Here is a 19,699-nt window from a genome sequence, read left to right as displayed (position 1 = left end):
GTTAGGATCCTTGTCTTGGCGTGAGAGCGGTGACGGCGACAGCGTCAGTGCGGAGGTCGTGGCGGGTGGGAATGGTCGAACCGGGCAGCGAGGCCGCGGCTGTTCCGTAGGCGATGGCCAGGCGCAGTTTCTGCGCCGGGTCCGCTCCCGCCGTATCTGCCAGCAGATAGCCGGCCAACGATGAATCCCCGGCGCCCACGGTGCTGCGCACGGTGATCGGGTCATGGATTCCATGCCAGGAGCCGTCCGCGGTGGACAGCACCGCCCCGGCGGCGCCCAGCGTGGCGAGCACGGCGCCGGCTCCGCGTTCCAGCAGCGTGGCGCTGGTGCGGGCAGTGAGTTCGGGGGAGGCTTCCAGCTCGTCCTCGGTGAGCGTGGATCCGGCCAGTTCGGCCAGTTCCTCGCCATTGGGCTTGAGCAGGTCCGGGACGTGCTGCGGGCCGTGGGCGAACAGCTGGCGCAGCGGGGCTCCGGAGGTGTCCACCGCGATCTTCGGGCAGCCGGTGCCCAGCCTCTGGCGCAGCCGCGCGGTCAGCTTGGCGTAGTAGTCGTCCGGGACCCCTGGGGGCAGCGAGCCTGCCATGACCAGCCAGGACGCCGAGGTGGCGGCCAGCTGCTCGGTGATCAGCTGTTCCAGCTGGGCCAGGGTGGCGGCGCCGAGCACCGGGCCCGGTTCATTGATCTTGGTGGTGACGCCTTGGCGGTCCACCAGCGTGATGTTGGTGCGCAGCGGGGCCGCGATGGGCAGCGCGCGGTGCGGGAGCTTGTCGGCGGCCAGCGCCATGACCAGCGGGTCGCTGGCGTCCCCGGGCAGCAGGGCCAGGGATCCTGATCCCGCGGCGGTGATGGCTCGGGTGACATTCACTCCCTTGCCGGCCGCCTGCACGCGGCTGGAGTCGGCGCGCTGCACGGCCCCCGGCACCAGCGCGGCGCCCAGCTCGATGGTCTTGTCCAGCGCCGGGTTGCAGGTCAGGGTGACGATCATGCCACGATCACCTCGACGTCGGCTGCTTCCAGCGCCGCGGCCAGCTCGGCGCCCGGCTGCCGGTCGGTGACCAGGGTGTCGATGGCGTGCAGCGACGCGAAGCGGACCAGGGTTTCCTGGTCGAATTTCGAGCCGTCGGCCAGCAGCACCACACGGCGGGCGCTGGCCACCAGCGAGCGCTTGACCGCCGCCTCCAGCGGATCGGGGGTGCTCAGCCCGAAGTCCGCGGCGAGCCCGTTGGTTCCGATGAAGGCGATGTCCGCGCGGTAGTTGGCGTATTCCTGGGCGGTGCGGGCGCCGCTGGCCGCGCCGGTGATGCCGCGGACGCGTCCGCCGATCAGCTCCAGGGCGATGTGCTGGCTCTGCACGAGCACCGAGGCAATGGGCAGCGCGTGGGTGATGACCACCAGGCTGTTTCCGGTGTTCGTCTTGAGCATGCGCTCGGCCAGGATTTCGGTGCTGGTCCCGGCGTCCAGGATGACCGAGGCCTCGGAGACCGGGATCAGGCTCAGCGCGCGCTGGGCGATGCGGGCCTTGGCCTCGGCATGGATGGCGGTGCGCACCACGTAGCTTTCCTCGCGGGTGCTTGCTTCGCTGGTGGCTACGGCGCCGCCGTGCACGCGGCGCAGGTGGTTCTCGGATTCGAGCTGCGCCAGGTCCCGGCGCACGGTTTCACGGGTGATGCCGAAGCGGTCGGCGAGCTGCGCCACGGTGACTTTTCCGTCGACCGCGAGCTGCTCTACGATCAGCCGGTGTCGTTCTTCGGCGAACATTTCTGCCTCCGCTGGGATTCATGACCTGCAACACATGGATCTGTGTTTAGATGACTTTATGCCCGATTGCGTGGCTGGGTCAAGTGAAATGCGGAGAAACTTTTGGCTTTATCTGTGTTTGAGTGGGTTTTGCGGGCCGCGGGTGCGCCGGACTAGCGGATCTGGTTGCGGCTGGCGTAGGCGGTCGAGCTGTTGAACTCCTGCCCGTCGAACAGCTCGTCGATGGTGACTGGGGTGTAGCCCTGCTGCTTCAGCCGCTTGATGAGCTCGGGCACGGCCTTGACCGTGCTCTCATGGATGTCGTGCATCAGGATGATCGATCCGTCGCGCACTTCCTCCATGGCGATGCTCGCGACCTTCGCCGGGTCGCGGTGCTGCCAATCCAGCGTGTCCACGTCCCACAGCACCAGCGGGGCGTCGATGAGCGCATCGACCTGGGCGTTGTGCGCACCGTAGGGAGGACGCACGGTGCCGGGATGGACGCCGGTCAAATCCTTGATGATGGCAGCCGCCGTGTCGATCTCGTGGGTGATCTGCGAGCTGCTCAGCGCGGTGAGCGCCTTGTGGTCGTGGGTGTGGCTGCCCAGCTGGTGCCCTTCGATGACCATGCGGTGCAGGGTTTCCGGGTACTTCTGCGCGTTCTGCCCCAGCAGGTAGAACGTGGCCGGGACATCCGCGGCGGCCAGGTGGTCCAGCAGCCGCTCGGTGTGGCGCCCCGGCCCGTCGTCGAAGGTCAGCGCCACGCACTTGGACTGGTCGCAGTCGACCTCGGGGCGCGGATGCAGCCGCATCGGCCCGGCCGGCGCCACTACGGCGGGGATCTGTGGGGCGGCTTGCGCGAGAACGCCGGTGGACCCCGAAAGCCGAGGGCTTTCCTGGCCGGGAAGCAGCTTCGCCACCGCCTGCTTGGCGAAGCCGTCCTCGGCTTGGACCTGCGAGGTGCAGGAGGCCAAAAGCAGTGCGGACGCGACGACAGGGAGCACCGCAAGGCGGCGGGAAAGGGGAGGCATTAATCAACCTTCCCGCGCCGCCGCGGCGGTTTTCAAACTGGCGGAGCGCGTCGTCCGCAAACTCCACCGAATTGTTATCAAAACCGCTGAAAACCACCGGAATTCCGGGGATAAATGTGCCTTAGGTCTCAGTCGGGCGTGCGGGGCGCTACCCGCGGACCTTCTGGGTTCCGCGATTGAGCAGGTACACCAGGTAGATGCCGCCGATGCAGACGGTGACCACACCTACCGGCAGTTGGATCGGGGCGAAAAGCCGCTGGGCCAGCAGGTCTCCCAGCGCCAGCAGGAAGGCCCCGGTCAGCGCCGTCGGGATCAGGTTCAACGAGCCCCCGCCCACCAGGCGCCGCGCCAGCTGCGGGGCGACCAGCGCAACGAAAGCGATCGGGCCGGCCAGGGCGGTCACCGCGGAAACCAGCAGGACCGCCAGCGTCACCAGCACCAGCTTGGTGCGCTCGACCTTCATGCCCAGGGCGCTGGCCAGGTCGTCGCCCATCTGCAGCATCTGCAGGGACTTCGAGCCGACAAGCACCGCGGCCAGGGAGGCCAGCACGACAATCGACACGGGAATCACCCCGGCCCAGGTCACGCCGTTCAGGGTGCCGGCGCCCCACACTGCGGCGGCCATGGCCACGTCCAGTTCCGCGCGCAGTACCAGGTAGTGGTTGAACGAGGCAAGCACCGCGGAGACGCCGATGCCCACCAGGATCAGCCGGAATCCGTGGGTGCCGTTGCGCCAGGCCAGCAGATACACCACGAAGGCGGTCAGCAGGCCGCCGGCCAGCGCGCCGAGGCTGGTGGCGAGGAATCCGCCGCCGACCACCGTCAGCACCACCAGCGCCCCGGTGTAGGCGCCGGTGGAGAAGCCGATGATGTCGGGGGAGCCCAGCGGGTTGCGGGTCAGCGTCTGGAAGACCGCGCCGGACACGGCCAGGCCGGCGCCGAAGACCAGTGCGGCGGTCGCCCGGGGCATGCGCCATTGCCAGACGACGGTGGTCTCCAGCCCCTCGCCGCCGCCGAAGAGGATCGTCAGGACCCGCCACGGGCTGAGAGAGTACTCGCCGCCGGATACCGCGAAGACGGTGGCCAGCAGGACGGCGGCCGCCAGGGCGAGCCCGACCGAGCGGGAGCGGGTGGAACGCTTGAGGCTCCGGGTCTTGTTGGTCGATACGATGCTCACAGGGCCGCCGCCTTGGGGCTGCGGGCCAGCATGATCAGCATCGGCGCGCCGATGAACGCGCAGACCACGCCGGCCTGCAGCTCGCCGGGAAGCATGACGCGGCCCAGCACGTCCGCGACGAGCAGGAGCATGGGTGCCAGCAGGCAGGTGTAGGCCATGACCCAGCCGGTGCCGGAACCTGCCAGCCGGCGCGCGGCATGCGGCGCCATCAGGCCGATGAAGCCGATGGCGCCCACCGCGGCGGTGGCCGAAGCAGCCAGGATGGTGATGGCGATCAGCACCAGGATGCGGGTGTTGCGCACGTTCACGCCCAGCGCGGTGGCCGCGTCGTCTCCGAGCGCCAGCCCGTCCAGCGACCGCGCGCAGAGCGCAGCGAGCAGGATTCCGACGGCGGTCAGCAGCGCCAGCGGAACGATGATGGAGGCGTCCCGGCCCTGCAGCGAACCGATGGTCCAGGCGCGCAGCTGGTCGAAGGCCTGCGGGCGCACTAGCGACAGGGCGGTGCCAAGTCCGGTGAAGATCGCGCCGATGGCTACACCCGAGAGCACCAGGCGCACCGGGTCCGAGGAACCCGCGCGGGGACGGCCGATCAGGTAGACCAGCGCTGCGGTGAGCAGGGCGCCGAGGAAGGCGAAGGGGACATAGCCGGCGAACCCCGAGACGCCCAGGAACCCGACCGCGGTCACGATGGCCAGCGAGGCGCCGGCGTTGACACCCAGGATGCCCGGTTCGGCCAGCGGGTTGCGTGTCAGCGACTGGGCCAGCAACCCTGCCACACCCAGCCCGGCGCCGGCGAAGACTGCCAGCAGCGCGCGCGGCAGCCGCGAGGACAGGATGAGGCTGCGCTCAACGGACTCCACGGGATCTGCCAGCGCGGAAAAAATTTGTTGCAGGCTCAGGGATTTTGAGCCGATGGTCAGCGACACGGTGGCCAGAGCGACTAGCAGGACCGCCAGCATCCCGAGAATCAACAAATGTTTGCTCGGTGACTTGCTACGTTGCAAATCATCGGGTGGAGATAAGGTCTTCACGGTGTGGGGGTCGCACTTTCACGCTGAGAATGGTGACTGGAACACCTTATCGTGAATGTTGCAGTAGATGATGCTTACCTATCAAGGTGCGCAACTGAATACGGTATATTGGCGTTGTGAATTTCTTGAACACTCGTACTTCGTGGGGCCGCACCATCCTCGGCGCCACCGCTGCACTCATGGTTGCAGTCACCGCCGGCTGCGGCGCAGCCACCAGCACCTCGGACTCCAACGCCGGTAACAAGGACGTTGCCGTAGGCGGCCAGAGCTTCACGACCGCGGATGAGGAAACCGCCAAGTTCGGCTCGGATGCCGAAGCCGGCCAGTTCCCCCGCACCGTGACCCACGCCAACGGCACCACCGAAATCCAGGCCAAACCGCAGCGCGTGGTCGTGCTGGATACCGGTGAGCTGGACGCGGTGCTCTCCCTGGGCGTCACCCCGGTAGGCATCCCGTCCACCGAGGGCGCGAACTCCGTGCCGAGCTACCTGGCCGACGAGGTCAAGGATGCCAAGACCGTGGGCACCATCCAGGAGCTGAACCTGGAGGCCATCGCCGCGCTGAACCCGGATCTGATCATCGGCTCCCAGCTGCGCGCAGACAAGCTGTACAGCCAGCTCAACCAGATCGCCCCGACCGTCTTCTCCATCCGCCCGGGCTTCCCGTGGAAGGAGAACTTCCTGCTGGCCGGCGAGGCGCTGGGCGAGGAAACCAAGGCGGTTTCCGTGCTGAACGACTACCAGGCCAAGGCCACCGCGCTGAACGAAGACGTCGAGGGCGATCCGAAGATCTCGCTGCTGCGCTTCATGCCGGAGAAGATCCGCCTGTATGCCAACAAGTCTCTGATCGGCGTGATCCTAGCCGACGCCGGATTCTCTCGTCCGGACAACCAGGACATCGACGACCTGGCCGCAGAAATCTCCGCGGAGAACCTGGCGGATGCCGACTCCGACTGGCTGTTCTACACCTCCTACGGAACCCCGGAAGCCACCGGCGAGAAGGCCGCGGTGGAAGGTCCGCTCTGGGGCCAGATGCAGGCGGTCAAGGACGGCCAGGCCATCCGCGTGAACGACGACGTCTGGTTCCTGGGCCTGGGCCCGACCGGCGCCAACCAGATCCTGGACGACCTGCGCGGCTACTTGGTCAAGTAGCGCCGAAAAAGACAACACAGCGGTGCCGCCCTTCATTCAGAAGGGCGGCACCGCCGTGTTCGTCCCGGAGATTCCCTAGGCCAGCAGCTGGCGCTTGGAGGAAATCACGCCGGTGTTGAATCCGGCCAGACGCAGCCCGCCGTGGAAGCGGGCATGCTCGATCTTCACGCAGCGGTCCATGACCACGTTCAGGCCCGCGGCCTCGGCACGGTGGGCCACTTCTTCATGCCAGGTGCCCAGCTGCAGCCACAGGGTCTTCGCCCCGACCGCCAGCGCCTCGTCCAGCACGCCCGGGATGTCCTCGTGCTTGCGGAACACCTCGACCAGGTCCGGGGACTCCGGCAGGTCGGCCAGCGACTTGTACACCGGCTGGCCCAGGATCTCGTCCAGCACCGGGTTGATGAAGTACACCTTGTACTTCGAGGAGGACAGCAGGTAGGTGGCCACGAAGTAGCTGGCCCGCGAGGGCTTGTTCGAGGCGCCGACAATCGCGATGGTCTTGGTGTCGCGCAGGATGTTCAGGCGCTGCGCGGCGCCCGGGCCCTGCCAGGTGCGTTCAGCGGTGCTCATTAGTTCGCTCCCTTCGAAGCGGCGGGAACGGCGCAGGATGCTCCGTCGTAGGCCGGTGCCGCGAAGTCGGACTCCAGCGTGCCTTCCTGCGAGGCGGCCAGCGCCTGGTCGAGGTCCCAGAGGATGTCCTCGACGTCCTCCAGGCCGACCGACAGGCGGATCAGGTCTTCCGGAACGCCGGCGGCGACCAGCTGTTCGGCGCTGAGCTGCTGGTGGGTGGTTGAGGCGGGGTGCAGCACCAGGGTGCGGGCGTCGCCGATGTTCGCCAGGTGGCTTGCCAGCTGCAGCGCGTCGATGAACTTGGCGCCGGCCTCGCGGCCGCCCTTGACACCGAAGCTGAAGACCGAGCCGACGCCCATCGGCAGCAGCTTGGCTGCCTGCTCGTGCTGCGGGTGGGATTCCAGCCCCGCGTAGTTCACGTAGGTGACTCGCTCGTCGGCTTCCAGCCAGGCGGCGACCTGCTTGGCGTTGGAAAGGTGGTTGTCCATGCGCTGGGGCAGGGTCTCCAGGCCCTGCAGCAGCTGGAAGGCCGACTGCGCCGGCAGCGCCGGGCCGAAGTCGCGCAGCTGCTCGCTGCGCAGCTTGGTCAGGAAACCGTATTCGCCGAAGTTGGCCCACCAGGAGACGTTGCCGTAGCTGGCCACCGGCTCGGTCATGGTCGGGAACTTGCCGTTGCCCCAGTTGAAGGTGCCTGACTCGATGACCACGCCGCCCAGGGTCGTGCCGTGGCCGCCGATGAACTTGGTGGCCGAGTGGATCACGATGTCCGCGCCGTGCTCGATCGGGCGCAGGATGTACGGCGGAGTCAGCGTGGAGTCGACCACCAGCGGGATGTCGTGGCGATGCGCCACCTCGGCCAGTCCGGCCAGGTCCGCGATGTCTCCGGAAGGGTTGGCCACGACCTCGGTGTAGACGGCCTTGGTGTTCTCGCCGATCGCCGCCTCGAAATCGGCCGGGTCGTTGGAGTCGACGAAGGTGGTGTCGATGCCGAAGCGGCGCAGCGAGACGTCCAGCTGCGTAATGGTGCCGCCGTAGAGCTTGGCCGAGGCCACGATGTGGTCGCCGGCCTGGGCCAGCGCGGCGAAGGTGACGAACTCCGCGGCCATGCCGGAGCCGGTGGCTACCGCGCCGAGGCCGCCTTCCAGCGAGGCCATGCGTTCCTCGAACGCGGCAACGGTCGGGTTGCCGATGCGCGAATAGATGTTCCCGTACTTCTGCAGGGCGAACAGGTTCGCGGCATCGTCGGCGTCCTTGAAGACGAACGAGGTGCTCTGGTAGATCGGCACCGCGCGGGCGCCGTGCTCGGCATCGGGGGTGCCTCCGGCATGCAGCGCGCGGGTGCGGAATCCAAACTTGTGGTCTGCCATGGTGGCTTTTGACTCCTTGTCGATACGTTCTTGGCCTCCGTGCCGAACACGGAAGCCATCGAGGCAGGAATCCCGGTCAATGTCGCTTGAACGCCGGGTAGGCGGAAAGCAGCTCCATCGTTTCTGGCGGTAGCACCGTATCCACCGGCTGTGGCAGGTTGCTGCGGCGTCATCGAACCAGATCTCTCGGCCGCTCGGGATGGTTGTAACAATCTTCGCAACATGACCGAAAATGACCCAACTATGAGTCGTAACGTTGCGTATTGCTTCCTTCGCCACAGATTCTTCGATATCTTTGCGCTGCGCCTATGCTCGAGTCATGGACACCGCGTTGGCATTGGTACGACATGGACAGACCGACTGGAATCTGGCCGGCCGCTTGCAGGGCCGCACCGACATCGAGCTGAACGACACCGGACGCCACCAAGCGCGCAGCCTGGGGCGCTTCCTGAAGGGCAAAGGCTGGGACCTGCTGCTGGCCTCCCCGCTGGCCCGCGCCCAACAGACCGCCGCGCTGATCGCCGAGCAGCTCGGGGCCGAGACCGGACCGGCGGTGCCCACCCTGACCGAGCGCAGTTTCGGCCCGCTGGAGGGGCGCATCATGGCCGAGGTCAGCGATCTGGAAGCCGCCGAGGTGCAGCACGAACTGGAAACCCACCAGCAGATCCTTGACCGGGCGCTGCCTGCGCTGCTCCAGCTGGTGCAGGAGCACGCGGGGCGCAGGATCATGGTCGTCAGCCACGGCGCGACCATGCGCACCATCCGCGACGCGCTCGCCGGAAGCCGGCAGCCCCAGGGCGTGGAGAACGGCGAAGTGATCGACATCGACCTGAAGCGGCTGGAAGAAATCGCCGCTGACTTGGCTACGGTGCGACTGTAACAGGTTTCCCCGACTGCGCCTCGGCGCCGCGGAGCAAAAAATTTTCGCTGCCGACCTCACAAACCGCGCCTGCGGTACGTTTACAAGGTGAGAGCCCGCAAGGGGAAGCAGCTGCCGGGAGAGCCATGCAGATACCGTTCGAACGGATTGTCCAGGACCATGGGCTGGCCGTGCTGCGTGTGTGCCGTGCCCTGCTGGATGAGCATCGCGCCCAGGATGCGTGGTCGGAAACGTTCCTGGCCGCGCTCAAGGCCTATCCGGATCTGCCGGATGATGCCAACGTGCAGGCCTGGCTGGTCACCATCGCTCATCGCAAGGCCATCGACGAACTGCGCAAGAACCCGTCCGAGGTGTTGGCCGAGGTGCTGCCCGAGACAGAAGCCGGGCAGGCGGGACGGCCCGAAGCCAGGATCATGGATGGAGAACTGTGGCGGGCGGTCAAGGCGCTGCCTCAGAAGCAGCGTTTCGTGATCGCCTACCGGTATCTGGGCGGATTGAGCTACGCGCAGATCGCGCAGGTCCTCTCCGGAACCGAGGCGGCCGCCCGCCGCGCGGGCAGTGACGGAATCAAGAACCTGCGTGCCCATTGGAAACACGCCCAGATGCTGGAGGAGTTGTCATGAGCGAACGGACTGCCGCCGTCCCTGCAACGCGGGACGAAGAACGGATCCTGGCCGAATTGAACAAAAAATTTGTTCATGATGCCCGCCGCCAGCAGTTGATCGAGATCTCCTACCGCATTGTCGACAGCCCGATCGGAGGGCTGCTGCTGGCCTCCACGGAGGCCGGGCTGGTCCGGGTGGCCTTTGAAACCGAGGGGCATGAGCGCATCCTCGATGTCCTGGCGCACAAGGTGGGCCCGCGGATCCTGAAGGACGACAGATCGCTCGACGACGCGGCCAGGGAGCTCGACCAATACTTCTCCGGCGCGCTGCAGGAGTTCAGCCTGCCGCTGGACCTGCGGCTTTCCACCGAGTTCCGCCGGCAGGTGCAACTGGAGCTGGGCCGCATCGCCTACGGGCAGACCCAGAGCTACGCCCAAGTGGCCGAGCACATCGGCAAGCCGAAGGCGGTGCGGGCCGTCGGCTCGGCGTGCGCCACGAACCCGCTGCCCATTGTGCTTCCGTGCCACCGCGTGCTGCGCACGGACGGTTCGCTGGGCGGCTACCTCGGGGGACTGGGCGTGAAAACGCAGCTGCTGAAGCTGGAGAACCCGGAATTCGACGGCGGCGAAGCCACCCTGTTCTGAGCATGCCGCCAACACTGTGCCGGCAGCAACTGCAAATGAAGAGACCGGTGGCCGCCGCCTTCCCGAAGGAAGGCGGCGGCCACCGGCTTCTCAGCTAGAAGCTAGCGCAAGGGAACTAGTTCTTGCGGGCCAGCTCGAAGCGGTCTGCGTCCATGAGCTTGGCCCAAGCCGCTGCGAAGTCCTTGACGAACTTCTCCTTGGCATCGTCCGAAGCGTATACCTCGGCGAGGGCGCGCAGCTCGGAGTTGGAACCGAAGACCAGATCCACGCGGCTGCCGGTCCAGCGGCCGTCGGTGGTGGTGTAGGTCTGCTCGTCTGCCGACGGGGTCCACTCCAGTCCGAGTTCCAGCAGGTTCGCGAAGAAGTCGTTGGTCAACGCGCCCGGGGTGTCGGTGAAGACGCCCTGGTTGGAGCCGTCCCAGTTGTTGCCGATGACGCGCAGGCCGCCGAGCAGCACGGTCATCTCCGGAGCCGACAGGCCCAGCAGATTCGCACGGTCGATCAGCAGGTACTCACTTGGCAGGTTCAGGAAGCCCGAGTCGTAATTGCGGAAGCCGTCGGCGACCGGCTCCAGCCAGGCGAACTGCTCTACGTCGGTCTGCTCCTGGGTGGCGTCTACGCGACCCGGGGTGAACGGAACTTCTACCTGCTGGCCTGCGGCCAGGGCAGCCTGCTCGACACCCACGTTGCCGGCCAGGACCACGACATCGGCGAAGGAAGCCTTGATCTCGGAGGTGGCGTTGAACTGGTCAACGATTTCCTCGAGCTTGGCGATCACCGGCTTCAGCTGCGCTGGCTGGTTGACCGACCACGAAACCTGCGGCTCCAGGCGGATGCGGCCGCCGTTGACGCCGCCGCGCTTGTCCGAGGAACGGAAGGTCGCTGCGGCCTTCCACGCGGTGGAGACCAGCTGCTGCACCGACAGTTCGGCGCCGTTGATCAGGGACTTCAGCTCGGCGATTTCCTTGGCACCCAGGGTGACCTCAGGAGCTGCCGGCAGCGGATCCTGCCAGAGCAGATCCTCGGCCGGAACCTCCGGGCCGAAGTAGCGGGACTTCGGGCCCATGTCGCGGTGGGTCAGCTTGAACCAGGCACGGGCGAAGGCATCGGCGAACTGGTCCGGGTTCTCCTTGAAGTTCTTGGAGATCGGGCCGTAGATCGGGTCGAAGCGCAGAGCAAGGTCGCTGGTCAGCATGCGCGGTTCGCGGTGCTCCAGGGTATCGAATGCCGGCTGGACCAGGCCTGCGCCGCCGCCGTTGACCGGGCGCCATTGCTTGGCACCTGCCGGGGACTCGAAGAGCTCCCACTCGTAGGCGAAGAGGATGTGGAAGAACTCGTTGTCCCAACGGGTTGGGTGGTAGGTCCAGGTGACCTCGAGGCCGGAAGTCACGGTGTCCGCGCCCTTGCCGGTGCCGTGGCCGTTCTTCCAGCCCAGACCCTGCATTTCCAGCGGGGCTGCTTCCGGATCCGGGCCGATCTTGTCATCGGCGTGGGCGCCGTGGGTCTTGCCGAAGGTGTGGCCGCCGGCGATCAGGGCTACGGTCTCTTCGTCGTTCATGCCCATGCGGCGGAAGGTTTCGCGGATGTCGATAGCCGAAGCCAGCGGATCCGGGTTGCCGTCCGGGCCCTCAGGGTTGACGTAGATCAGACCCATCTGGACTGCAGCCAGGGGGGCTTCCAGGTCGCGCTTGCCGGTGTAGCGCTCGTTGTCCAGCCACACCTTCTCCGGGCCCCAGTAGACGTCGTCGTCAGCTTCCCAGACGTCCTTGCGTCCGCCGCCGAAACCGAAGGTCTCGAAGCCCATGTCTTCGAGAGCCACGTTGCCGGCAAGCAGGATCAGGTCGGCCCAGGAGATGGCCTGGCCGTATTTCTTCTTCACTGGCCACAGCAGACGGCGAGCCTTATCCAGCGACACGTTGTCCGGCCACGAGTTCAGTGGCGCGAAGCGCTGCTGGCCTGCGCCGCCGCCGCCACGGCCGTCGTGGGAGCGGTAGGTGCCGGCGGAGTGCCATGCCATGCGGATGAAGAACGGACCGTAGTGTCCGAAGTCTGCTGGCCACCAGTCGTGGGACTGGGTCATGATTTCAGCCAGATCGGCCTTGACGGCCGCGAGGTCGAGGGCGCTGAAGGCCTCGGTGTAGTCGAAGTCCTCGTCCAGCGGGTTCGAAACCTGCTGGTTCTTGGCCAGGATCTTCAGGTTCAGCTTGCTCGGCCACCACTCGGTGTTGGCGTTGCCCTGGGTTGGGTGCACTCGGCCAGCGCCGACTACTGGGCACTGACCTGCTGTCGTCTCAGACATATGCTCTTCCTTCCGGTTTAAGGGGTTTTTGGGGCAGCGTCCGCCGGGAGGCTTTCAGCCCATCCGGCGGGGCTTGGGAACTAAGGGGTGCTTTTCAGCTGTTCAAGGCTTGGCAATCCGGGCATTTGCCCCAGTAGATCACTTCGGCTTCATCTATCTGGAAGCCGTGATCGTCTGAGGCGTGCAAACACGGAGCTGCCCCGACCGAACAATCGACATCCGCCAGATGCCCGCAGGAGCGGCACACCACATGGTGGTGATTGTCGCCAACGCGGGTCTCATAGCGGGCGATGTGCCCCTGAGGCTGGATCTGCCGCACAACACCCAGACTCGTGAAGAGCTTGAGCGAGTCGTATACCGCCTGGTGGGACACATGCGGATGCTCCTCATGCACAGCCGAAATAATGGTTTCGGTGTCGGCATGGGGGTTCGCAGTCACCGCGGCGAGTACCGCAACACGAGGTTGCGTCACCCGCATGGATGCCTCTTTCAGCACCTGCTCGATCCCTGCCTTTGATGTCATGTCTCAAGCATGCCTACTTATTTTGAATGAGTCAAGATAAGAATTGGTGTGTTGCGGGTTACTTTTTTCCGAACAAGGGATGAATGTCCTCGAATATCGCTTGACATGTATATATGCGTCTCCATGGATGTAATTGGTTTCAGGGATCCCAACTCTCCCTGATCCATGTGGTGGCCACGGAACTGCGCGCTTCGAGGTGGCGCGCGCCGCTCTCGGGCGTAGCGGGGCATCTTTGAGCGGTGTGAATTTCTTGAATTCACGATCATGAGAAAAAGTTTTCTGCAATCTTTCAAAAATCCCTTGTCGAAAATATCCGAATATATCCAACTTTATTGCGGTATAAATTAGACAAATTCAACCGGCGACGAAGCTCACATTCGATGCCTGCATCCCTCTAGTCACGGGAAACATCGATTGTAATTCCGTGGAATAGAAGCGCTGACTGATTTGTGAAGTTTGACCTTGCTGTCGATCTCGCTAATGATGGAAAAGCCCTAATTGGGCCCGTTTGAGCCAAGGTTCGACAAATAATTTCCGCCAAATTGCCTGGTTTGTACGTAGAGTATGGGCACAAGCACGCAAGCTTTCATCGTGTGCCGCGGGTCGATCTTGGATTCAGTGAACCGAAGCAGTCAAAGCAATCCTCAACCGAATGCACTAGCCGGATGGCGTTCCCCCGCAAGGGAGCTGGCGCCCCCGATAGTCAGGTGGCCGATATGCTCGGCCCCTGCCTGGCTGGTGGGGAAAGAACGCAATGAAGCAGAGTGACCAATCAATAGAAGAGATCGTTGGCGAGCTGCACTCAGCTCGGCAGCGTAAGCCGAAGAAGTACAAGCTCGAAGGCACCGACTACTGGGTGTTCGGCATTGCCGGAGCACTCGCACTGGCCTTCATCATCTGGGGTTTCATCACGCCCGATGGACTGGGCACAGTAGCGGACGCAGCCCTTGACTGGGTCATTACCAATACGGGCTGGCTGTTCATCATCGCCGCCTCGGTCTTCGCCGTCTTCGCCATCGTCGTGGCGGCCAAGAACTTCGGCCGCATCCCGCTGGGCAAGGACGACGAGAAACCTCAATTCAGCACGGTGTCGTGGATTTCCATGATGTTCGCAACCGGCATGGGCATCGGACTGGTGTTCTACGGTGTCGGCGAACCCCTGTTCTTCTACATGTCCCCTCCACCGGGAACCGTCGAGGGGCAGACGGATGCGGCGCTGAGCACCGCCATGGGCACCACGCTGTTCCATTGGACCCTGTTCCCGTGGGCCATGTATGCAATCGTGGGCCTGGGCATGGCCTACGGCAGTTTCCGCCTGGGGCGCCCGCAGCTGTTCTCCTCGATGTTCACCCCGATCTTCGGCGACCGGGCCATCCATGGATGGGGCGGCCGCGTCATCAACATCCTGGCCATCATCGCCACGCTGTTCGGCTCGGCCTGTTCCCTGGGGTTGGGCGCGTTGCAGATCGGCGGCGGCATCCAGGCCACCGGCATGATGGAAAAGGTCGGATCCGGAGTCCTGGTCGTGATCATCGCGATCCTTACGGCGCTGTTCGTGGCCTCGGCGGTCTCCGGCATCGAGCGCGGCATCCAATGGCTGTCGAACACCAATATGGTGCTGGCAGTGATCCTCGCCCTGATCGTGTTCATCGGCGGGCCGACCCTGTTCATCCTCAACGTCATCCCGAACGCCATCGGTTCGTTCATCGGCGACCTGCCGCAGATGGCCTCGCGCACCGCGGCCTCGGGCGATGAAGCGGTTTCCTCCTGGCTGTCCTCGTGGACCGTGTTCTACTGGGCCTGGTGGGTCTCCTGGACCCCGTTCGTGGGCCTGTTCATCGCGCGTATTTCCCGCGGCCGCACCATCCGCCAGTTCGTGACCGGCGTGCTGCTGGTGCCTTCCACGGTGACTCTGCTGTGGTTCGCGATCTTCGGCGGCGGAGCCATCGGCATCCAGGAGCGCGCGGAGCGTGCCGGGGATACCTCGGCGCAGTTGGCGCAGATCGTGGACGGCGCTCCGGACATCAACTTCGACCTGATTCTCTTCGACATGCTGGGACAGCTTCCGGTTGCCGGATGGGTGTCGGTGGTGCTGATGGTGCTGGCAGTGCTGCTCATCGCGATCTTCTTCGTCACCGGAGCGGACTCCGCGTCCATCGTGATGGGCGCCCTGAGCGAGAAGGGCGCCGAGAACCCCACGCGGAAATCGGTCGTCTTCTGGGGTGTGGCCACCGGAGCGGTGGCTGCCGTGATGCTGCTGGCGGGCGGCGACAATCCAGCCGAAGCGCTGAACGGCCTGAAGAACATCACCATTGTGTCGGCGCTGCCGTTTGTCGTCGTGATGCTTCTGTTGTGCGTGGCCATCTGGAAGGACCTGAGCAAGGATCCGCTGGTGCTGCGCAGCACCGTGGCGCGCCAGGTCCTGGAGAATTCGGTCTCGCGCGGCGTGGACCGCCATGAGGGCGGCGGATTCAGTCTGATGACCACCGAGATTCCGGTGGTCGAGGCGGCGAAGCTGGGCACCGAGGACGGGACGGTGGTGGAAGAGCGCGAAGTGCTGCTGGCCACCGAACCAGCTGACCCAACCGAGCCAACCGACACGGCCGGGCCGAAGCCCGGCGATCCGAAGAAATCCTGACATCGACTGATGGGTTGCCCCGGCAAGGCAACCGGAACTGAACAAGCTGGCCGGGCCCGTGCATGGTGCACGGGCCCGGCCAGCTTCTAATCAGTGCGGACAGCGGCTGCGGTCAGCCCCGGGCGCGGCAGATCTCGTTGATTTCCGGGATGCACGGCTCATTTTGCAGGCTTGTCGTGTCGCCCAGCGTGGTGCCCTCGAAGAGCTGGGTGAGCAGGCGCCGCATGATCTTCCCCGAGCGGGTCTTCGGGACGTCCGGAACCAGCACCACATCGCGCGGCTTGGCGATCGGGCCGATCTGAGCGGCCACGGTGCCGCGCAACTGGGCGATGAACTCGGCCTGGCGTGCGGCGGTGGCCTCATCGGGATCCAGCGCGATCAGCGACTTGTCCAGCGGGACCACGAACGCGGTGGCCGCATGCCCGGTCTTGGCATCCTGGGTTGGGCAGACCCCGGCCTCCACCACGCCGGCGTTGGTGACCAGTGCCGACTCGATCTCGATGGTTGACAGCCGGTGCCCGGAAATGTTGATCACGTCGTCCGTGCGGCCGAGGATGTAGATGTCCCCGTCCTCATCGAAGCGCGCGCCGTCCCCGGCGAGGAACCAGCCCTGCTCGACGTATTGCTGCCAGTAGCTGGTGTAGTAGCGCTGCGGGTTGCCCCACACGGTGCGGGCCATGGACGGCCCGGTCTCGGTGATGACGATGTTTCCCTGCTGGTTCGGCCCCACGGTGTTCCCCGCTGCGTCCACGATGTCCACGCTCACCCCGGGCAGGGCGCGCGCGGCGCAACCCGGCTTGAAGTGGGTGTCGGTGGGCAGCGGGGAGAGGATGGTCGCACCGGACTCCGACTGCCACCAGGTATCCACCATGGCGATGCCGTCGGCGGTGTCGCGGCCTACCTTGTTTCGCAGCCAGCGCCAGGCCTCGGGGTTAACCGATTCGCCTACGGTGCCGCCGATCTTGATCGAGGACAGGTCATAGCTGGCTGGGATGCCGTCCGGGAACCAGCCCATCAGCGAACGGACCAGGGTCGGCGCGGTGTAGTAGCTGGTCACGCGGTAGCGTTCGATGATCTCGAAGTGGCGTCCCGGGTGCGGGGCATTCGGCACGCCCTCATAGATGACCTGGGTGACTCCGTTGGCCAGTGGACCGTAGATCTCGTAGGTGTGCGCGGTGACCCAGGCCAGGTCCGCAGTGCACCAGTGCACGTCGTCGGCGCGCTGGGTCCGGTCGGGGTTGGCGAACAGCAGGTTGTAGCTGTAGGCCGCCTGGGTGAGGTAGCCGCCGGTGGTGTGCACCAGGCCCTTGGGCTGGCCGGTGGTTCCGGAGGTGTACATGATGAACAGCGGCGTCTCGGAGTCGAAGAACTGTGGGGTGTGCTCGGTGGACTGGGTCTCGACGACCTCGTGCCACCACACGTCGCGGCCTTCGGTCCACGCGATCTCATCGCCGGTGCGGCGGATGACCAGCACCTTCTCGATGCTGTTCTCCCCGGAGACTGCTTGGTCAGCGTTGTCCTTCACCGGCACCGAGGTGCCGCGGCGGAACTGCCCGTCGGTGGTGACCAGCAGCTTCGCCTTGGTGTCTTCCACGCGGAATTTCAGGGCCTCTGCGGAGAACCCGCCGAAGACCAGCGAGTGGATGGCGCCGATGCGGGCGCAGGCCAAGGTGATCACCACGGTTTCGATGAGCACCGGCAGGTAGATGACCACGCGGTCGCCCTTGGTGATGCCCAGCTCCAGCAGCGCGTTGGCGGCCTGCGAGACGCGTTCTTGCAGGTTCTTGTAGGTGACCGCGATGCGGTCGCCCGGCTCGCCCTCGAAGTACAGGGCCACCTTGTCCCCGTTGCCGGCGGCCACGTGGCGGTCCGCGCAGTTCACTGAGGCGTTCAGCGTGCCGCCCAGATACCAGGAGATCTGCGGGCCGCGCTGGGCCTGGGGATCCGCCGGAATGATCTGACTGGTAGTGTGCCAGGGGGTTTCCCAATCCAGAAGGTTTGCCGCCTCGTCCCAGAATTCGTGGCGGTTCTCCGTGGTCGCGGCTGCTGTGCTGGATGCCAATTCGGTGGTCATTGCGGTTTTCCTTGGGTTGAAATGCGAAATCGGGTGGTGGCGGACTAGGACATGGGCTGTGTCGGTGCCCGGTTTACGTCCAGCGCCGGATGGCCCAGCGTTCGGCCACCGACAGCAGGGCGTCGGTGATCTTGCCGAAGATCGCGAGCAGGATGATGGTCAAGATCAAGCGGTCCAGACGGCCGTTGTTCTGCGAATCCGTCAGGAGGAATCCGAGCCCCATCGAGGCGCCGAGCAATTCTGCTGCCACGAGGAACAGCCAGGCCTGGGCCAGTGCAAGCCGGAGTCCGGAGAAAATGGACGGGACCACTGCCGGCAGCTGTACCGTACGCAGCAGGTTCAGGCCCTTGAACCCGAAGGAGCGTGCGGCTTCCACCAGCTGCGCATCGACGTGGCGCAGGGCCAGCGAGACGGTGGTGAAGACCGGGAAGAACGCGCCGATGATGATCAGCGTGACCTTGGAATCCTCGCCCATCTTCATCCACAGCACCAGCAGCGGTACCCAGGCAAGTGAAGGGACCGCGCGCAGAGCCCCGATGCTCAGGCTCAGCAGGGCGTCGGCGAGCTTGGACAGGCCCACCAGCGCGCCAAAGAGCAATCCGAGCAGCGAGCCGATCGCGAAGCCCAGTAGGACTCGCTGGGTGGAGATTCCGACATGCTTGCTCAGATCTCCGTCTTGGAACAGCTCACCGGCCGCGGCGAGCACCGCACCCGGGGTCGGCAGCGACCAGGGGGCGACGATGCCGCTGACCGTGACGTACTGCCATACCGCTACAATGACCACCGGCAGGATCAAGGACAACAGCCACTTGGGCGCCTGCAGGATCCGAGCGGCGAAGCCAGGTTTGTGCCGGTCGGCAGCGGCAGAGCTGCCGTCGGCTGCCTGGGAAATCTGAGTTGGCGTGGACATGATGATTACTCTCCGGAAATGTTCTTGGCGTCGGCCTTGGTGGCGAACTGATCATCCACCAGGGTGGCCAGCGCTTCGTCAACGGTTTCCTGCTTGGATACGTCGCCGCTGGCAACCAAGGTAGGGGCGATGTTGCCGAGCACCTTGGTGAAGGATTCGCCGGGAACGGTGTCCACGTCCAGGTTCGAGCGTTCGTTGATCACCGTCTGGGCGACTTCGGACTCCAGTCCTGCGACCTCGGCCAGAATGTCCGCGGTTTCGTCCGGATTCGCAACGGCCCATTCGCGGGCCTTCTCGTACGAGTCGACCACCAGCTGGGCCAGCTCCGGGCTTTCCTCGATGAAGTCCGCGCGGGCATTCAGTGCGCCGTAGGTGTTGTAGTCCAGGTTGCGGTGGAACAGCTTGGCGCCGTCCTGTTCGGCGGCGGCCATGATCGGGTCGAGACCGGACCATGCGTCGACCGAGCCGTTGGCCAACGCGGTGCGCCCATCGGCGTGCTGGACGTTCTGCAGGGTGATGTCCTTTTCGCTCAGACCGGCCTCCTCAAGGGTCTGCAGCAGGAAGAAGTACGGATCAGTGCCCTTGGTGGCGGCGACCGACTTGCCCTTCAGGTCTGCCGGGATGGTGATCTTCGAGTCCTTGTTGACCACCAGCGCCGCCCATTCAGGCTGCGAGTAGAGCGAAATGGTCTTGATCGGCGAGCCGTTGGAGCGGGCCAGCAGTGCGGCGGAGCCAGCGGTGGAACCGACCTGCACAGCGTCGGCGCGCAGCGCTTCATTTGCCTTGTTCGATCCGGCGGATTGGATCCACTCGACGGTGACACCCTGTTCCTTGGCTGCCGCATCCAGCCAACCCTTTTCCTTGAGCACCAGGCTCAGCGGGTTGTAGGTGGCGTAGTCGATGGACAGGGTTTTGCCGTCGCCGGCTGCCGAGGCGTTCTCTCCGGCACAGCCGGAGAGGGCCACGGCACCGACGGTCAGGGCGGTGATGGACAGTGCGGTACGACGGGTGACACGGTTTGCGAGCATGGAAATTCCTTGATTTGTGCGTGCGAGTGCAGCG

17 protein-coding genes and 1 riboswitch are annotated in these 19,699 nt (G+C 65.3%); of the genes, 5 read left to right on the top strand and 12 right to left on the bottom strand.

The features are described from left to right. Window position 1 precedes the first annotated feature (1 nt). From DFO58_RS14845 to DFO58_RS14825, 5 genes are all read right to left on the bottom strand, one after another. The gene (locus DFO58_RS14845; RefSeq protein ID WP_047118128.1) at window positions 2-985 is read right to left on the bottom strand and encodes a 1-phosphofructokinase family hexose kinase; all 984 of its coding nucleotides are present in this window, start codon (window positions 983-985) and stop codon (window positions 2-4) included. After that, entirely contained in the window at window positions 982-1,758 is a 777-nt protein-coding gene (locus tag DFO58_RS14840; RefSeq protein WP_053797218.1) for a DeoR/GlpR family DNA-binding transcription regulator, read from the bottom strand. The genes DFO58_RS14845 and DFO58_RS14840 overlap by 4 nt, the downstream gene beginning before the upstream one ends. 152 nt (window positions 1,759-1,910) lie before the next feature. Next, complete coding sequence (locus tag DFO58_RS14835) at window positions 1,911-2,768, bottom strand: polysaccharide deacetylase family protein (RefSeq protein ID WP_082344604.1); 858 nt, start codon at window positions 2,766-2,768, stop codon at window positions 1,911-1,913. A 148-nt stretch (window positions 2,769-2,916) separates the two neighbouring features. Beyond that, window positions 2,917-3,945 (bottom strand): iron chelate uptake ABC transporter family permease subunit, encoded by a 1,029-nt coding sequence (locus DFO58_RS14830; protein ID WP_181728133.1) that lies wholly within the window; start codon window positions 3,943-3,945, stop codon window positions 2,917-2,919. Next, window positions 3,942-4,904, bottom strand: coding sequence for an iron chelate uptake ABC transporter family permease subunit (locus DFO58_RS14825; RefSeq protein WP_052772215.1), 963 nt, complete (start codon window positions 4,902-4,904; stop codon window positions 3,942-3,944). Before DFO58_RS14825 ends, DFO58_RS14830 begins: the two co-directional genes overlap by 4 nt. 251 nt (window positions 4,905-5,155) lie before the next feature. Between DFO58_RS14825 and DFO58_RS14820 the strand changes: the two genes are divergently transcribed. Further along, a complete protein-coding gene (locus DFO58_RS14820; protein ID WP_082123782.1) occupies window positions 5,156-6,127 on the top strand; it encodes an iron-siderophore ABC transporter substrate-binding protein in 972 nt (323 codons plus the stop codon). Between the two features lie 75 nt (window positions 6,128-6,202). Here the strand turns inward: DFO58_RS14820 and DFO58_RS14815 are convergent, their stop codons facing one another. Further along, window positions 6,203-6,697 (bottom strand): CoA-binding protein, encoded by a 495-nt coding sequence (locus tag DFO58_RS14815; RefSeq protein WP_047118123.1) that lies wholly within the window; start codon window positions 6,695-6,697, stop codon window positions 6,203-6,205. Further along, window positions 6,697-8,064 (bottom strand): O-acetylhomoserine aminocarboxypropyltransferase/cysteine synthase family protein, encoded by a 1,368-nt coding sequence (locus tag DFO58_RS14810; RefSeq protein ID WP_047118122.1) that lies wholly within the window; start codon window positions 8,062-8,064, stop codon window positions 6,697-6,699. Before DFO58_RS14810 ends, DFO58_RS14815 begins: the two co-directional genes overlap by 1 nt. A 111-nt stretch (window positions 8,065-8,175) precedes the next feature. After that, a riboswitch (SAM riboswitch) is annotated at window positions 8,176-8,270 on the bottom strand. A gap of 113 nt (window positions 8,271-8,383) precedes the next feature. On the opposite strand from DFO58_RS14810, the gene DFO58_RS14805 reads away from it, so the two are divergent. The 3 genes from DFO58_RS14805 (at window position 8,384) to DFO58_RS14795 (ending at window position 10,193) form a co-directional block, all read left to right on the top strand. Further along, a complete protein-coding gene (locus DFO58_RS14805) occupies window positions 8,384-8,944 on the top strand; it encodes a histidine phosphatase family protein (RefSeq protein WP_120991560.1) in 561 nt (186 codons plus the stop codon). 125 nt (window positions 8,945-9,069) lie between these two features. After that, window positions 9,070-9,567, top strand: a complete 498-nt coding sequence (locus DFO58_RS14800) for a sigma-70 family RNA polymerase sigma factor (protein ID WP_120991559.1) — start codon at window positions 9,070-9,072, stop codon at window positions 9,565-9,567. Beyond that, window positions 9,564-10,193: a methylated-DNA--[protein]-cysteine S-methyltransferase gene (locus DFO58_RS14795; RefSeq protein ID WP_120991558.1), complete on the top strand. Its 630-nt coding sequence runs from the start codon at window positions 9,564-9,566 to the stop codon at window positions 10,191-10,193. Before DFO58_RS14800 ends, DFO58_RS14795 begins: the two co-directional genes overlap by 4 nt. A gap of 115 nt (window positions 10,194-10,308) precedes the next feature. Here DFO58_RS14795 and katG read toward each other — a convergent pair whose 3' ends face one another. Both katG and DFO58_RS14785 read right to left on the bottom strand, forming a co-directional pair. Next, a complete protein-coding gene (gene katG / locus DFO58_RS14790; RefSeq protein ID WP_120991557.1) occupies window positions 10,309-12,492 on the bottom strand; it encodes a catalase/peroxidase HPI in 2,184 nt (727 codons plus the stop codon). A 94-nt stretch (window positions 12,493-12,586) separates the two neighbouring features. Further along, window positions 12,587-13,015, bottom strand: coding sequence for a Fur family transcriptional regulator (locus tag DFO58_RS14785; RefSeq protein WP_181728134.1), 429 nt, complete (start codon window positions 13,013-13,015; stop codon window positions 12,587-12,589). A 754-nt stretch (window positions 13,016-13,769) separates the two neighbouring features. Here DFO58_RS14785 and DFO58_RS14780 point away from each other — a divergent pair. Continuing rightward, window positions 13,770-15,653, top strand: a complete 1,884-nt coding sequence (locus DFO58_RS14780) for a BCCT family transporter (RefSeq protein ID WP_047118117.1) — start codon at window positions 13,770-13,772, stop codon at window positions 15,651-15,653. Window positions 15,654-15,765: 112 nt separating this feature from the next. Here the strand turns inward: DFO58_RS14780 and acs are convergent, their stop codons facing one another. The 3 genes from acs to DFO58_RS14765 all read right to left on the bottom strand — a co-directional run bounded on the left by acs (window position 15,766) and on the right by DFO58_RS14765 (window position 19,665). Continuing rightward, window positions 15,766-17,727, bottom strand: coding sequence for an acetate--CoA ligase (gene acs, locus DFO58_RS14775; RefSeq protein WP_120991556.1), 1,962 nt, complete (start codon window positions 17,725-17,727; stop codon window positions 15,766-15,768). A 73-nt stretch (window positions 17,728-17,800) separates the two neighbouring features. Next, complete coding sequence (locus DFO58_RS14770) at window positions 17,801-18,637, bottom strand: ABC transporter permease (protein WP_120991555.1); 837 nt, start codon at window positions 18,635-18,637, stop codon at window positions 17,801-17,803. Window positions 18,638-18,642: 5 nt separating this feature from the next. Further along, a complete protein-coding gene (locus DFO58_RS14765) occupies window positions 18,643-19,665 on the bottom strand; it encodes an aliphatic sulfonate ABC transporter substrate-binding protein (protein WP_120991554.1) in 1,023 nt (340 codons plus the stop codon). Window positions 19,666-19,699: the final 34 nt, after the last annotated feature.

It is taken from the genome of Arthrobacter sp. AG1021 (assembly GCF_003633665.1).
Classification (GTDB): Bacteria; Actinomycetota; Actinomycetes; order Actinomycetales; family Micrococcaceae; genus Glutamicibacter; species Glutamicibacter soli.
This window is presented reverse-complemented; position numbering and strand designations above follow the sequence as displayed.

What these genes read in the sequence shown, in the direction of transcription:
- DFO58_RS14845 (WP_047118128.1), bottom strand. Translation starts at nt 985, where the DNA reads ATGATCGTCACCCTGACCTGCAACCCGGCGCTGGACAAGACCATCGAG.
- DFO58_RS14805 (WP_120991560.1), top strand. Translation starts at nt 8,384, where the DNA reads ATGGACACCGCGTTGGCATTGGTACGACATGGACAGACCGACTGGAAT.
- DFO58_RS14810 (WP_047118122.1), bottom strand. Translation starts at nt 8,064, where the DNA reads ATGGCAGACCACAAGTTTGGATTCCGCACCCGCGCGCTGCATGCCGGA.
- katG (WP_120991557.1), bottom strand. Translation starts at nt 12,492, where the DNA reads ATGTCTGAGACGACAGCAGGTCAGTGCCCAGTAGTCGGCGCTGGCCGA.
- DFO58_RS14795 (WP_120991558.1), top strand. Translation starts at nt 9,564, where the DNA reads ATGAGCGAACGGACTGCCGCCGTCCCTGCAACGCGGGACGAAGAACGG.
- DFO58_RS14780 (WP_047118117.1), top strand. Translation starts at nt 13,770, where the DNA reads ATGAAGCAGAGTGACCAATCAATAGAAGAGATCGTTGGCGAGCTGCAC.
- DFO58_RS14840 (WP_053797218.1), bottom strand. Translation starts at nt 1,758, where the DNA reads ATGTTCGCCGAAGAACGACACCGGCTGATCGTAGAGCAGCTCGCGGTC.
- DFO58_RS14770 (WP_120991555.1), bottom strand. Translation starts at nt 18,637, where the DNA reads ATGTCCACGCCAACTCAGATTTCCCAGGCAGCCGACGGCAGCTCTGCC.
- DFO58_RS14785 (WP_181728134.1), bottom strand. Translation starts at nt 13,015, where the DNA reads ATGACATCAAAGGCAGGGATCGAGCAGGTGCTGAAAGAGGCATCCATG.
- acs (WP_120991556.1), bottom strand. Translation starts at nt 17,727, where the DNA reads ATGACCACCGAATTGGCATCCAGCACAGCAGCCGCGACCACGGAGAAC.
- DFO58_RS14825 (WP_052772215.1), bottom strand. Translation starts at nt 4,904, where the DNA reads ATGCTGGCGGTCCTGCTAGTCGCTCTGGCCACCGTGTCGCTGACCATC.
- DFO58_RS14835 (WP_082344604.1), bottom strand. Translation starts at nt 2,768, where the DNA reads ATGCCTCCCCTTTCCCGCCGCCTTGCGGTGCTCCCTGTCGTCGCGTCC.
- DFO58_RS14800 (WP_120991559.1), top strand. Translation starts at nt 9,070, where the DNA reads ATGCAGATACCGTTCGAACGGATTGTCCAGGACCATGGGCTGGCCGTG.
- DFO58_RS14820 (WP_082123782.1), top strand. Translation starts at nt 5,156, where the DNA reads ATGGTTGCAGTCACCGCCGGCTGCGGCGCAGCCACCAGCACCTCGGAC.
- DFO58_RS14765 (WP_120991554.1), bottom strand. Translation starts at nt 19,665, where the DNA reads ATGCTCGCAAACCGTGTCACCCGTCGTACCGCACTGTCCATCACCGCC.
- DFO58_RS14815 (WP_047118123.1), bottom strand. Translation starts at nt 6,697, where the DNA reads ATGAGCACCGCTGAACGCACCTGGCAGGGCCCGGGCGCCGCGCAGCGC.